Source organism: Aureimonas sp. OT7 (genome assembly GCF_014844055.1).
Classification (GTDB): domain Bacteria; phylum Pseudomonadota; class Alphaproteobacteria; order Rhizobiales; family Rhizobiaceae; genus Aureimonas; species Aureimonas altamirensis_A.
This window is the reverse complement of record NZ_CP062167.1, coordinates 2902918-2916317: the sequence shown is the minus strand read 5'-3', so window position 1 is coordinate 2916317 and position 13400 is coordinate 2902918. Positions and strand designations below refer to the sequence as shown.

The 13400-nt window shown below is 65.7% G+C and carries 11 protein-coding genes and 1 tRNA gene; 8 read left to right on the top strand and 4 right to left on the bottom strand.

What is annotated here, in order from left to right:
* Positions 1 to 12 precede the first annotated feature (12 nt).
* The 8 genes from IGS74_RS13935 (at position 13) to ilvA (ending at position 9035) form a co-directional block, all read left to right on the top strand.
* Positions 13 to 1179, top strand: coding sequence for a Xaa-Pro peptidase family protein (locus IGS74_RS13935; RefSeq protein ID WP_192386906.1), 1167 nt, complete (start codon positions 13 to 15; stop codon positions 1177 to 1179).
* A gap of 59 nt (positions 1180 to 1238) precedes the next feature.
* A complete protein-coding gene (locus IGS74_RS13930) occupies positions 1239 to 2084 on the top strand; it encodes a transporter substrate-binding domain-containing protein (RefSeq protein ID WP_246722566.1) in 846 nt (281 codons plus the stop codon).
* Between the two features lie 57 nt (positions 2085 to 2141).
* Complete coding sequence (locus tag IGS74_RS13925; RefSeq protein ID WP_192386905.1) at positions 2142 to 3647, top strand: amino acid ABC transporter permease/ATP-binding protein; 1506 nt, start codon at positions 2142 to 2144, stop codon at positions 3645 to 3647.
* A gap of 17 nt (positions 3648 to 3664) precedes the next feature.
* Positions 3665 to 4912 (top strand): Zn-dependent hydrolase, encoded by a 1248-nt coding sequence (locus IGS74_RS13920; RefSeq protein WP_192386904.1) that lies wholly within the window; start codon positions 3665 to 3667, stop codon positions 4910 to 4912.
* Between the two features lie 410 nt (positions 4913 to 5322).
* Entirely contained in the window at positions 5323 to 5631 is a 309-nt protein-coding gene (locus IGS74_RS13915) for a hypothetical protein (protein WP_052194833.1), read from the top strand.
* 120 nt (positions 5632 to 5751) lie between these two features.
* Positions 5752 to 5836, top strand: a tRNA-Leu gene (locus IGS74_RS13910).
* 30 nt (positions 5837 to 5866) lie between these two features.
* Positions 5867 to 7702, top strand: coding sequence for an adenine deaminase (gene ade / locus IGS74_RS13905; protein ID WP_246722564.1), 1836 nt, complete (start codon positions 5867 to 5869; stop codon positions 7700 to 7702).
* A 79-nt stretch (positions 7703 to 7781) separates the two neighbouring features.
* Positions 7782 to 9035 (top strand): threonine ammonia-lyase IlvA, encoded by a 1254-nt coding sequence (ilvA, locus tag IGS74_RS13900; protein WP_192386903.1) that lies wholly within the window; start codon positions 7782 to 7784, stop codon positions 9033 to 9035.
* A 9-nt stretch (positions 9036 to 9044) separates the two neighbouring features.
* Here the strand turns inward: ilvA and IGS74_RS13895 are convergent, their stop codons facing one another.
* Genes IGS74_RS13895 through sseA form a run of 4 tightly spaced genes read right to left on the bottom strand, consistent with a single transcriptional unit; the run spans position 9045 to position 13377 of the window.
* Positions 9045 to 10058, bottom strand: coding sequence for an alpha/beta fold hydrolase (locus IGS74_RS13895; RefSeq protein WP_192386901.1), 1014 nt, complete (start codon positions 10056 to 10058; stop codon positions 9045 to 9047).
* Complete coding sequence (locus IGS74_RS13890) at positions 10055 to 11944, bottom strand: bifunctional 2',3'-cyclic-nucleotide 2'-phosphodiesterase/3'-nucleotidase (protein ID WP_192386899.1); 1890 nt, start codon at positions 11942 to 11944, stop codon at positions 10055 to 10057. The genes IGS74_RS13895 and IGS74_RS13890 overlap by 4 nt, the downstream gene beginning before the upstream one ends.
* Positions 11945 to 11954: 10 nt before the next feature.
* Complete coding sequence (locus IGS74_RS13885) at positions 11955 to 12533, bottom strand: GNAT family N-acetyltransferase (protein WP_192386897.1); 579 nt, start codon at positions 12531 to 12533, stop codon at positions 11955 to 11957.
* A gap of 4 nt (positions 12534 to 12537) precedes the next feature.
* Entirely contained in the window at positions 12538 to 13377 is an 840-nt protein-coding gene (gene sseA / locus IGS74_RS13880; RefSeq protein WP_246723153.1) for a 3-mercaptopyruvate sulfurtransferase, read from the bottom strand.
* Positions 13378 to 13400: the final 23 nt, after the last annotated feature.

Genomic DNA, 13400 nt, shown 5'->3' with positions numbered 1-13400 from the left:
AGTCACGACCACATGCTGATCCTTCCGAAGCGGGGCTTCTCCGCGGCTGAGTTCGAGGCGCGCACGCGACGCGCGCAAGCCATCATGCACGAGCGCGGCCTCGACGCGATCTTCGTCACCTCGCCACCGAACGTGCGCTACTTCACGGGGTTCGATTCCCAGTTCTGGGAGAGCCCGACCCGGCCGTGGTTCGTCGTCGTGCCCGCCGAGGGACGACCGATCGCCGTGATCCCGGAGATCGGAGCGCCCGAGATGGCGTTGACTTGGATGGAGGACATCCGCACCTGGCCCGCACCCGTCCCGGAGGACGACGGGATCTCGCTCCTGCGGTCCACCCTCGACGGCCTGCCGAAGCGGTTCGGCAAGGTCGGCGCCGAGATGGGGCGTGAGATGGCCCTGCGCATGCCCGTTTCCGATTTCCTAAAGCTCCGCGACGGTCTCGGATCGGAAATCGTCGACGGCTCGCCCTGCCTCTGGCAGATCCGAATGGTGAAGACGGCGGCGGAGATCGAGCATATCCACTACATCTGCCAGATCGCGAGTGACGCCTACGAGGCGCTGGCCTCACAGATCTCGGTCGGCGAGAGCGAGCGGGAAGCCGTGCGCAAGCTTCGCATTGACATCGCCCGTCGTGGCGCGGATGCGACGCCTTTCATGCCGGCCATCTCAGGCCCCGGCGGCGTCCCGCAGATCGTCTGCGGCCCGCACGATCGCACCCTCGAGAACGGCGACATCCTGTTCATCGATACGGGATCGACCTTCGACGGCTATTTCTGCGACTTCGACCGGAACTACGCCATCGGCGACGTCGCGGACGAAGCCAAGCGGGTGCACGAGGCGCTCTGGCTGGCGACGGAGGCAGGCATCGCCGCGGCCGTTCCCGGCGCAACAACCGACGACGTGTTCCGCGCGATGTCGCGGATCATCGAGGACGCCGGCGCGATCGGCAACAATGTCGGACGCCTCGGGCACGGCCTCGGCCTGCAACTGACCGAGCCGCCCTCGCACCGTCTCGGCGACGGCACCGTGATCCTGGAAGACATGGTGCTGACCATCGAGCCGGGCATGGAGTACGCGCCGGGCAAGATGATCGTCCACGAGGAGAACATCGCGGTGACACGGGACGGCCCCCGTCTCCTGACCAAGCGGGCGCCGCGGGAGCTGCCGATCATCCGATGACGACGAACGCGGGAGGAAACCAGTCAACCGGGCGATCCGCCCACTCGAAAGGAAGACACATGAAGCGCAGAGCCAAGTTCGCCGCATCGGGACTGGGGGTCCTCGCCTCCGTCCTGTCCGCGTCCCTTGCGGGCATCACCGACGCCAAGTCGCAGGACCTGCCGACCATCAACTCCGGTACCCTGATGATCGGGTCTGACCAGGTGTACCCGCCTTACGACTACCTGGAGAACGGCGTGACCAAGGGCTTCGACGCCGAGGTCATGGACGCCCTCGCTCCGAAGCTCGGCGTCGAGACGCAGTTCGTGGACACCCGATTCGCGAACCTCATCCCCGGGCTCCAGGCGAACCGCTACGACGTGATCGCGTCCGCGCTCTACGTCACGGCAGCCCGCGCCAAGGTGGTCGACTACATCCCATACGCGAAGACCGGCGGCTCGCTCATGGTCCTCGCCGACAGCGACTTCGCGCCCCAGCGTCCCGAGGAACTTTGTGGCAAGCGCGTCGCGAACCTCAAGGGTGCCGCTTGGGTGCCCGAACTACAGAAGACCTCGCAGGCGAGCTGCGGGTCCTCGCCGATCGACGTCAAAGAGTACGCGACCTCGGCCGAGGCGGCCCAAGCGCTGCTCTCCCGCGGCGCCGACGTGGTCTTCGACGACGCTGGCGTCAGCAAGGCGGCCGTCTTGGCGTCCGGGGGCAGGCTCAAGATCACGTCCAGCGAGATCCTCTTCCCCGTCGTCATGGGCATCGCGGTGAAGAAGGGGAACGACGCGCTCTTCCAACGGCTGAAGGACGAGTTCGAGGCGTTCAAGGGCTCGAAGGAGTACAAGGCGATCCTCGCTAAGTACAACCTCGCCACGCCCTCGGACGCCGAGGTCGCGCAGTCCCTCGCCGAGACCAATTGACGACGACCGCCGTGGCGTCCCGCGAGGGCGCCACGGCGACCATGAGGGAACGAGAGCATGCAATTCGATTGGACCTACACGCTCGGCCTGTTCTGGAGCCGGGACTTCTGGAACGCGACTTTGCTGGTGGTCGAACTGAGCGTCTCGACCTGGGTCCTTGCGGTCACGCTGGGATTCGTGTTGGCGCTGGCCGACCGTTCGCCGCTTCCCCCGGTGAGATGGATCGCGGCGGCGTACGTCTGGTTCTTCAGAAGCCTGCCCCTCCTCGTCCTCCTGATCTTCGTATACAATCTCCCGCAGGCGTTCCCCTCTCTCGGCGGGCTTCTCTCGGTCCCCTTCGCCTCCGGGCTGATCGCCCTCGTCCTGAGCGAGACGGCCTACATGGCCGAGATCCACCGCGGCGCGCTCCTCTCGGTCGGCAAGGGACAGTACGAGGCCGCGCGTGTCCTCGGGCTGTCTCGGACAGGCTTGCAGAGACTCGTCGTAATCCCCCAGGCACTGCGGATCGCGCTGCCCGCGCTGGGCAACGAGTTCGTGTCGATCGTCAAACTGACGTCGCTCGTATCCGTAATCTCGCTGGCAGAAATTCTGTTGGTCGGCCAGCGCTACTACACGCAGAACTTTCTCGTTATCGAGACGATGGTGGCAGTCGCTTGTTATTATGTCTTGATCGTCACGGTCTTCGACCTGCTCCTCAAGTTCGTGGAGCGTCGCATGGACTTCTCGTCGCGCGTCACCGCGCTCACCCACGTCTCGGACGCGGGCGCGGACGAGGACGGGTTCTCCCGTCCCGCCTGCGACAGCGGCGGAGCCGGGCATGCGATCCGCCTGGACCGGGCGGGAAAAGCCTATGGGCAGAACGTCGTGTTCAACAACCTCAACCTCGATTTCCGCCGCGGCGAGGTCGTGTCGATCATCGGTCCCTCGGGGTCGGGAAAGACGACGCTGATCCGATCGTTGAACGGCCTCGAGACCCTCGACCAGGGGATCGTGCACCTGAACGGGAAACCCGTTCTGGCCGGAACGGAGGAACGAGCCGGAGCAAACATGCGTCCCACGGTCGACGACATGCTCGAGATCGGCATGGTCTTCCAGAACTTCAACCTGTTCCCCCACCGGACCGTTCTAGACAACGTCATGCTCGGACCGTTGCACCATCGCCGTGGCGATCGCGCCGACATCGCGGCACAGGCGCGGACGATGCTCCGAATGGTCGGGATGCTGGCGCACGAGAACAAATACCCGCACCAGCTCTCCGGCGGACAGCAACAGCGAGTCGCCATCGCCCGCGCCCTTGCTATGCAACCATCAATCCTTCTCTTCGACGAGCCGACCTCCGCGCTCGATCCCGAGACGGTGGGCGAGGTCCTCAAGATCATGGCGGAACTCGCGCGCTCGGGCCGCACCATGATCGTCGTGACGCACGAGATGAAGTTCGCCCTGGACGTCTCCGACCGCGTGATCTTCATGGAGGGCGGCAAGGTCGTCTTCGATGGCCCGCCGTCCAGGCTGCGACAGGATCTCGGCAGCGACCGCCGTCTCGCCGACTTCGTCCGGCTTTGATCTAGGGGACGGCGACCATGCTGGAAACGGACGGAATGCGCATCGACGGTGCGACCTTGGTCTCGCGGCTCCGGGAGCTCGGGAGGGTCGGCCGCGACGAACAAAGTAGGCTCTCCCGCCTTGCGGTATCGGACGCGGACAAGGCCGGGCGGGACCTGTTCGTGCAGTGGGCAAGAGCGGCCGGGTTGGACGTCGAGGTCGACCGCGTCGGAAACATCTTCGCCATCCTGCACGTCGCGAACGGGGAACCTTCCGCGCCCGTGATGATGGGTTCGCACATCGATACGGTGACGGACGCGGGAATCCTAGATGGGTGCTACGGCGTCCTGGCGGGGCTGTCGGTCATCGAGGCGATCCAGGCGAGCGGCGTTCGCCCTGCCGTGCCCGTCGCGGTGGCCGCCTTCACCAACGAGGAGGGCGTCCGCTACGCGCCCGACATGATGGGATCGCTGGTTTACGCTGGCAGAATGGACGTGGACGAGGCGCTGGCCGCGCGAGGAACCGATGGAACCGTCCTCGGCGAGGAACTGACACGCATCGGCTATGCAGGTAGCGGGATGGCCAGGTTCCCGACACCCCGGGCCTACGTCGAGCTCCACATCGAACAGGGGCCAATCCTGGAGCGCGAGGGCATCGCCATCGGCGCGGTCGAGAACCTACAGGGCATCTCCTGGCAGCGGGTGACGGTCGAGGGCGTGGCCAACCACGCGGGCACGACGCCCATGTCGATGCGCCGTGACGCGGGACAAGCGGCCGCTCGCGTCGTGACCTTCCTCTCCGATCGCTTCAAGCATGCTGATGCCTCGACGGTGGCGACGGTCGGCTGCATGGAGTTTCACCCGAACGCTATCAACGTCGTTCCCGGAAGAGCGACGTTCACGGTCGACTTGCGCGATCCGGACGCGGCCCGGCTCACCGAAGAGGAGCGGGTCCTGCGAGGGTACCTGGATCAGCTCGCGGCAAAAGAGGGAGTCGCCATCACGCTCGAGAGGTTGGCTCGATCTGAACCCGTTTCCTTCGATCCCCACATTGTCCAGATAATCGAGGCTTCCGTCCATGCATCGGGGTATTCAGTGCGTCGCATGACCTCTGGCGCCGGGCACGACGCGCAGATGATGGCTCTTGTCTGTCCTACCGCTATGATCTTTGTCCCGAGTCGCGGCGGCATCAGTCACAATCCGAACGAACATACCGACGACGCTGACCTGATTAAAGGCGCGACTATCCTGCTCGACGTCGTCACCCGACTTCTGGATGACCCTTGAAGGTGAAGACACGGGCATGCGGTCCGGTGAGAACATCCGCTTTTCGGAAGCTAGGAAAAATGACGTACAGTCTGAGTTGGGGTCGAAACATGCCGTTAGCCGCAGTCAGCCAATGCCGCCAGCGCCCCAATTGCGGTTCTCTCCACTTTGTCGGACGCGTACCTGGATCGCGCTTCAGTTCGGTTTCTAGCCATCGGGTTGTCCTATGCTGGGGTTCGAGCAGCTGCAGCACTCCAAAAGCTGAGCTGTTGATCACCAAGCTTGGCTTGCGGCATACCTTAATTGCTAGATCCAGCGTTCCGCCGCGTTCGAGCGCGCAAACGACCGATCACTCCATCTGACGCGGCCGTGAAGGAACCGGGCTTGTCCCGCATGGGTTGGCTTCCTGCAACAACAGACGGGAGGTGGCATTGAGCACCCGTATCAAGGACGAAGAGCGTGTTCTGGACACTGCGGAACGCGAGTTGGTGGCCGAGACCCGTCACCCGCATATCCGATCCCTCGGGGATGCGGACCTGCGCAATCTGCTGTCGCGCCTGCGCGAAAGGCGCGATCGTGCGCAATCTCTGGCGGCCAAGGCTCGGCGGGAAGCGCGGCGCGGCGGAGGCGGCTTCGACCACTCCAACTCCGGCATGCGCCAGAAGTCCGGCCTTCTCGCGGAGGCCGTGCGCCGGGTCAACAAGGAAGCGGCAAGGCGCGGGGCCGGGCAGGAGGGCTGAGCGCTCATTGCCGACGCCGGATTGCCACAGCCTCGCCTGACGGTGTATCCCGCTGTCGTCCAGCTCCGTCGGACGGGCGTCTCCGAAAGGGGATTCGCCCGCCGCCCTCGGAGCGGGCCGGCGGGCTTGGCGAAATGGTAGACGCAAGAGACTTAAAATCTCTCGGGGACTCCCCGTGCGGGTTCGAGTCCCGCAGCCCGCACCAGTTTCTTTCGATCGAGGATCCGGAGCGCGCATGACGAGCAATCGCAGCAACCAGCCCCATTCGACGCGGCGCAGCTTTGCCGATATGGCGTCCGACCTCGTCGATGTCGCGATGGGCCGTCGCCCCGCCGACGTCGTCGTGCGCAACGCACGCTGGGTGAACGTGCATTCGGGCGAGATCATCCCCGCCACGGATATCGCCGTCAGCGGCGGGCGCTTCGCCTATTGCGGTCCTGATGCCTCGCATGCCGTCGGCCCTCACACACTGATCGTGGATGCAGGCGGGCGGTACATCGTACCGGGCCTTTGCGATGCGCACATGCATGTGGAAAGCGGCATGGTCACGGTTACGGAGTTTTGCCGCGCCGTGATCCCGCACGGCACGACATCCATGTTCATCGACCCGCACGAGATCGCCAATGTTCTTGGCCTTGCGGGCGTACGGCTGATGCATGACGAGGCGCTGGCCCAGCCGGTGAACGTCTATGTGCAGATGCCGTCCTGCGTGCCGTCCGCCCCCGGGCTCGAACTGGCGGGCGCAACGATCACGCCGGACGACGTGGCGGAAGCGATGACATGGCCGGGCATTATCGGCCTTGGCGAGGTGATGAACTTTCCCGGCGTCGCCGCCAACGATCCGACCATGGTCGGCGGCATCGCGGCCACGGTCCGTGCCGGCAAGACGGTCGGCGGGCATTACGCCTCGCCGGACCTCGGATTGCCCTTCCATGGCTATGTGGCCGGCGGCCCGCAGGACGACCACGAAGGCACGCGGATGGCGGATGCGGCCGCGCGTGTGCGGCAGGGCATGAAGGCCATGCTGCGCCTCGGTTCGGCCTGGTACGATGTGGCCGAGCAGGTGAAGGCCATCACCGAACTCGGCCTCGACAGCCGCAACTTCATCCTGTGTACCGATGACAGCCACTCCGGAACCTTGGTGCATGACGGGCACATGAACCGCGTCGTGCGGCACGCTATCGCGCAGGGGTTGAAACCAGTCACGGCCATTCAGATGGCGACGCTGAACACGGCCGAGCATTTCGGGCTGGAGCGTGAGATCGGCTCCATAACGCCCGGTCGCCGGGCCGACTTCCTGATCGTGTCCAACCTTGCCGAACTGGCGATCGACATGGTGTTCGCCGGCGGACGCAAGCTCGCCGAGGCCGGACGCCTGGTAGAGGACCTGCCGGCATACGCCTATCCGGAGAGTGCGCGGCAGACCGTGCGCATGAAACGCGACGTGACGGCGGACGACTTTGCCGTACCGGCGCCGGCCGGCGCGAATTCCGTGACGGCGCGCGTCATCGGCGTGGTGGAAAACCAGGCGCCGACACGCAAGGCACAGGCGCGCCTTGCCGTCGTATCCGGACTGGTCGAAAGCGATGTGGCACAGGATGTCGCCCACATTGCCCTGGTCGAGCGGCACCGCGCGACCGGCGGCGTCACCAACGCCTTCGTCTCCGGCTTCCGCTACGAGGGGCGTTGCGCGCTTGCCTCCACCGTCGCGCATGACAGCCACCACATGATCGTCGTCGGCACCGACCGCGAGAACATGGCGCTCGCGGCAAACCGGCTGCGGGCTGTCGGCGGCGGCGTGGTCTTCTACGCCGACGGGCAGGAACAGGCGCTCGTGGAAATGCCCATCGCCGGGCTGATGTCGGACGAACGCGCCGAGATCGTCGCCCAGAAGGCAACCGCCCTTCTGGAAGCGATGCGCCGGTCCGGCTGCACGCTGAACAATGCCTACATGCAGCATTCTCTGCTGGCGCTTGTCGTGATCCCCTCGCTGCGGATATCCGACCAGGGGCTGATCGATGTCGACAGCTTCCGCAAAGTGCCGCTTTTCGTGGATGACGAAACGGGTTGAGTGTCCGGCTTCGAAGGCTTAGAGCGTAAGGGACCGGGCGGTACACAGGCCGCAGTGAAAGACAGCACTCGGATCATCCATGGACAATCAATCATTCAGGGAAGGCGTCGCCAGGGCGGAAGATGCATTGCGTCGGCTGTTCCCGGCTACCCCTTTGCAGCGCAACGAGCATCTTTCCAAGCAGTTCGGGGCGAAGATCTACCTGAAGCGCGAGGATCTCACTCCGGTCCGCTCCTACAAGATTCGCGGTGCCTTCAATTTCATGCGCAAGCGGCTGGAGGCAGGGGAGGCATCCGCCAGCTTCGTCTGCGCGTCGGCCGGCAACCATGCGCAGGGTTTCGCTTTCGCCTGTCGCTACTTCGGGTTGAAGGGGCGCATCTTCATGCCGGTCACCACGCCGCAGCAGAAGATCGACAAGACCCGTGTCTTCGGCGGCGATGCCATCGAGATCGAGCTGATCGGCGACTTCTTCGACGACTGCTATGCCGCGGCGAAACGGTACTCGCAGGACAGCGGCGCCGCCATGGTGCCGCCCTTCGACCATGAGGACATCGTGGAGGGGCAGGCCAGCGTCGCGCTGGAGATCGAGCGCCAGCTCAAGGGCGAATTGCCCGACATGGTCGTCATGCCGGTCGGCGGCGGTGGCCTCGCCTCCGGCGTGACGTCCTGCTTTGCCGGGCCTGGCGCACCCGACTTCCGCTTCGTGGAGCCGCTTGGCGCGCCCAGCCTGAAGACCAGCCTCACGGAAGGGCGGCGCATGCGGATGCCGCAGATCGACGGGTTCGTCGATGGTGCGGCCGTAGCCGAGATCGGCGCCCTCCCGTTCGAACTTCTGGGCGGTTTTCCGGCCGACCACGTGATCCTGTCGCCGGAGGGGCGGCTTTGCCAGACCATGCTGGAAATGCTCAATCTTGAGGGCATCGTGCTCGAGCCGGCTGGCGCACTGTCCATCGACGCCCTTCGCTCCTTACGCAACGTCATCGCGGGAAAGACGGTCGTCCTGGTGGTCTCCGGCGGGAACTTCGATTTCGAGCGCCTGCCGGACGTCAAGGAACGCGCCTTGCGGTTCGAGGGACTGAAGAAATACTTCATTCTACGGCTGGCGCAGAGGCCGGGCGCCCTGAAGGACTTCCTCGGCCTGCTCGGTCCGGACGACGATATCGCCAGGTTCGAGTACCTGAAAAAGTCGGCCCGCGATTTCGGTTCGATCCTGCTGGGTATCGAGACGAAGGACGCCAGGAACTTCGACGGCCTGCTGCAGCGCTTCGAGGCCAATGGCATCCGCTATCAGGACATCACCGAAAACCAGGTCATCGCCGACCTCCTGATCTGACGGGTTGGATCAGGGCAGGGCGGCGATCCAGCCGGCGATGGCGTCCGCCACGCGCTGGCTGGTTTGCGGCGATCGCAGGTCGCCGGCGATGAGGTGTTGCGAAGGGTCGTTGGAATCGTCGATCTGCAGCACCTGGTGCGGCCCGCCCCACCGGCCGGCTGCGTCCAGCGTCACCGATGCATCCACCACCTTGTCGGCCGGCGACAGGACGAAGAGCGCCGGAATATGGATCGCGGAAAAGTCGATGGCCGCTGCCGTTTGCGCAAGCGCGGCCATGGGCAGCAGTGCCACGGTGGGGAACCCCCGCGTCCAGCCATAGGTTTCCGCCGCCTCGTCGGCGGGCCGGCTTCGCGGAGCCTCCCCGTAGGTGTCGCCATGCAGGAAGGGTACGATCTGCCGCGCATACGGCATGGTCAGGAGAAAGCTCCGCCAGTCGCGAATGGCGAAATTGGGCGATATCAGAACCACGCCCGCCACCCCGTCCAGCATGCCCGGCAGGCTGGCGCCATAGGTCGTCAATGCGCCGCCGGTGGACGTGCCGACGATGACCACCTTTTCGCCGATGCGCCGGCCGACGGCGACGGCTTCCGAAAGATCGTCCAGCCAGTCGCCGACGGTCGGCTCCGCCATGGCCGCTTCGTTGCGGCCGTGCCCGGCCAGCCGCGTATAGAAGAGGTTGGCGCCGAGCTTCCGTGCAACCATGTCCGGCACGGGACGCAGCTCGGCCTTGCTGGCTGAGAAACCATGGATATAGACGATGGCCACCGGCGTCCTGGCGCGCGATGCCGGATAGGCCCAGACGATCTCCTTGGCCGCATCGGGGCGAAGGTTGGGTATGTCGGCCTCGCCCGCCGCCAGCCAGGCCGATATGTCGGGGCCGATATCCCGGGCGGCAAACGCGGATGTCCGCGCCACCGGCTCACGCGGGCCGAGTGTCCAGAACGCGGCCGCGCCGAGGATGATTGCCGAAACGGCAACGGCCGCCAGGGCAAGTCGGCGTCTGACGGTGTGCGAAGCGATCATGGCAGCGTCATCCTGTATCGCACATAGCCTTCTTCTGTCGTTCCTTGCGCCACCGGTGCAAAGCCGGCGATCTCATGCAGATGGCGCGCGGCACCGGGCCCGGTATCGAAATCCACGAGCGCGCCGCCGGTTTCTGCAAAGCGCCATATCGGGCGCTCATGGCACTCCACGGTTCCCCGATCGGCGATATAGGCAGCCAGAACGTCGCGGTTGGCCTCGTGCGACGATGCGACCACGCGGTCCATGCCGAGTCCGGGAAAGTGCCCTCCGCCCGATGCCCGGAAGCTGTTCGTCACCACCAGGAAATGCCGGTCCGGCGAAACCTTCTGGTCCATGTACCGCAACGCGCCGATGCGCCGCGCGCCGCTGGGGGCAAGCTTGCCGTCGATGTCGTAACGCGCTGGCATCGCCAGGTCGATCCGATAGGTCAGACCATCTATGACGTCGAAATTGTATGGAGCCGCACCATGAAGCAGCAGCGGCCGAACGATCCCGTCCGCCGCCACGGTGGAGAATATGCTGGCCGACATCTCCAGCCATTCGCCGAGTTCGTCGCCGGACATATCGACGATCTGCAACTCGTTGGGGTAGCTGTAGAGGTCCGACACGTTGCGGATGGCCAGTGGCCCGGCTGGGATGTCGGTGTAATTCGCCGGCCCGCCCCGCCCGCCCGCCTTGAACAGCGATGCCGCGCACAGCAGAGGCCGCCCGTCCAGCGGACCGCCGGCGATCATTCTTCGGGCATGCCAGAGCTGCGCTTCGCTGACGAGTTGCAGCGCGCGTGTCGGCTTCAGGACCGAAAAATACGAATGAAGCGGCGCCAGTGTCCTGCCGATGGGCTGGCGGATATAGGCGAGCGTGCCCTCATGGGCGGCCGCCGCTGCGTGGAGCACGGCCCGGTCGCTTTGCACCAGCGGTATCGCGCCATCCGCGCCCCTGCGACTGATCGGGTGCAGCCGGGCGGCTGCGGCCTCGACCGTCCAGCGGGCGCCCTCATGTGTCAGGGCAAGGTCGATCGCGCCGACCTCCGAGCCACCGAAGCCGGGCATGACGCAGGGTATTGCGTGGACGAAGCCGGTATCCGCGTCGACGCCGGCAATTCCGGCGAAATCCCTGCCCGGAAGGCGCAAGTGCTGATGGCCGGCAATGATCGCGTCGATCCCCGCCACGCAGGCCAGCGCAAGTGCCGCGTTTTCCTGCCTCGACCCATCGGTCGAAGGATCGATCCCCGTATGGGCCAGCGCGATCACCAGATCGGCGCCTTCGGCCCGCATGCGCGGCACCACCTGTAAGGCCGTGGCCACGATGTCCTGGCTGACGACGACGCCGTCCAGGTGATGCGCATTCCACTTCGTCACCTGCGGCGGAAGCAGGCCCAGAACGCCGATGCGGATCGGGAGATGGCCCCCGCCATCCAGCGCCAGGGTCCGGTGCAGGATGGCATAAGGGGTCCAGAAGGGGCTGAACGTGCCGGCGGACTGGAGGTTTGCGCACAGGAGGGGAAACCCGGCACCTTCCAGGGCCTGCGCAAGGAACGGCAAGCCCCAGTCGAACTCGTGATTGCCGAGGCTCGCCGCGTCGTAGCCGAGTTGCCGCATGGCCTCGACCACGGGGTGGCGCCACCCCTGTTCCGCGCTGCTCCTGGCGGCGAAATCGCCGAGCGGATTTCCCTGCAGGAAATCGCCATTGTCGAAGAGAAGGCAATTGGGCGCGCCGCGGCGCAACTGCGCGATGCAGCTTGCGGCACGTGCCAGACCGACCGAATGCGTCTCCCGGTCTACGAAATAGTCATAGGGATAGATGCAGGCGTGAAGATCGCTCGTTGCAAGGATGCGAAGCCTGGCGCGTGCGGCGCCAGCATCGCCGGAGATAACCGCCTGCGCCATCGTACGATCGTCAGGCCATCCCTGGCGCGAAACGGCCGGACGGCTCGGAGAGGCCGTCGCCGTCGGCTTCCGGATCGGTGAAGGCGATGGTTACAACCTCGCGCACCGACAGCGGACGGAAGCCCATCTTGCGGTACAGGGGCAGGGCGGCGGGATGGTCGAGGGTGTTGGTTTCCACCACCAGTCCGTTCGGCCCGTCCTCGAAGCCGGCCGTGATGGCCTTGGACAAAAGGTACCGGGCAAGCCCGCGCCCCCGAAACTCCGGCATCGTGGCGAAGTGGACAAGGCGGGTCTGGCGCGGGGCACGGCCGACATCGAGCTCGAACCAGCCGGCGGGCGCTCCATCGCAATACAGGACCTGCAAACGGACATTGGGCGCATGCACCTCGCGCGCCAGTTCCCTGTCGCCAAGACAGCGCGATGTCCAGTGGTGGGGCCTGCCGACCCGATAGAGATAGCGGTAGAAGGCAAGCGGAATGGTCCGCACGCGAAGAAGGTCCAGCCGCCCGGCATGCTCGGGCATCGGGGTCTCCGCATCGGGAAGCGAATGCAGCACAAGCTGCGTCACTTCGGTCTTGATTGTCGTCACGCCTTCACCTCGTTACGGCCGGGCCCGTCTCCACGGGCGTATCCGAATGCGAGCCCCATTCCGTCCACGAGCCATCATACAGCTTCGCACCGCGGTTGCCGAGTGATTCCAGCGCGAGATTGATGACGGCCGCCGTGACGCCCGAGCCGCACGTGGTGACAACCGGCGCGTCCGGATCTATGCCCGCATCGCGGAACGCGGCGCGCAGGGCCGCCTCGTCCTTCAGCCGGCCATCTGCCTGCACCTCGCTGAAGGGCAGGGAAGACGCGCCGGGCATGTGGCCGGACCGGACGCCCGCCCGGGGCTCCGGCGCACTGCCGGAAAACCGTTCGGCGGGGCGCGCATCGGCAATCTGGAGCGATCCGGATTCGACGATGCGACGCATCGCCTCGAGACCGACGACCGCGTCGCCCGGTTCCCTGGCCTCGAAATGCGCCGGCTGGGGCTGGGCCGGGCCGGACTCTGTCGGCAGGCCGGCCGCCAGCCATGCCGGCAGCCCGCCATCCAGAACGAGAACGTCACGGGCGCCGAACACGCGCAGCATCCACCAGACGCGTGCGGCGGAGAAGAGGCCGATGCCGTCATAGACGACGATCCTGTCATCGGAAGACAGGCCCAGTGCGCCGGCCGCTTTGGAAAAGACCGAAGGGGATGGCAGGGTATGGGGCAGGCTCGATTGCGGATCGACGACGGCATCCTGGTCGAAGAAGACCGCCCCCGGAATATGCGCGGCCTCGAACTCGGCGCGGGCATCGCGATCCTGCGCCGGCATGTACCAGGAGGCGTCGACGATGCGCAGCTTGCCGGCGCTCGATGCCGCCGCCAACTCTTGCGGGGAAAGGATTGTACTGTACCGGCTCACGCTTG